The sequence below is a fragment of the Gilvimarinus gilvus genome, assembly GCF_030518155.1.
In the GTDB taxonomy this organism is placed as follows: domain Bacteria; phylum Pseudomonadota; class Gammaproteobacteria; order Pseudomonadales; family Cellvibrionaceae; genus Gilvimarinus; species Gilvimarinus gilvus.
In genome coordinates this window covers 1-423 of sequence record NZ_JAULRU010000350.1, presented here as the reverse complement: position 1 = coordinate 423, position 423 = coordinate 1, and the positions used below count along the sequence as shown (strand labels likewise).

Below are 423 nucleotides of genomic sequence, written 5' to 3'. Positions count from 1 at the left end.
ACCAGCGGCTCATACACCATCGCCTGGGCGTACATCTGATTCGGCGAGTAGCCGCGCGGGTCGAGTGGGCCCGCGTTGACGGGCCAGGAGTACACCAGTGTCGGGTTTGGCGCCTGGATGTCGGCGGCTTGAGCGAAGGTGCTCGCCGCGAGCCAGAAGATGCCCCACAGGGCGGGCTTTCGTTTGCCAGGCTGCTGCTTCACACTGCGTCCCCCACTTAAAAGGAGGCCGTAGTCTAAAGAAGGGTGGGTATGAGGTCTATCTAAAATCATCTTACTGGAAGTTACAAAATGCAACGGATCACCATCACGCTGGACGAAGAGCTGCTGGATCTCATCGACCGGCGGGTGGAGGCGCAGGGCTATCAAGGGCGCTCGGAGGCCATTCGCGATCTGCTGCGCAGCGGCCTGCGTGAAGCCGAGG

General features: G+C 61.2%; 2 protein-coding genes. One reads left to right on the top strand and one right to left on the bottom strand.

Annotated elements, in window-relative coordinates:
• The coding region (locus QWI17_RS06030) for a hypothetical protein (protein ID WP_302721619.1) at positions 1-203 on the bottom strand (203 nt) is incomplete at its 3' end.
• Positions 204-290: 87 nt separating this feature from the next.
• On the opposite strand from QWI17_RS06030, the gene QWI17_RS23620 reads away from it, so the two are divergent.
• On the top strand, positions 291-423 hold a 133-nt coding region (locus QWI17_RS23620; RefSeq protein ID WP_368045329.1), incomplete at its 3' end, for a ribbon-helix-helix protein, CopG family.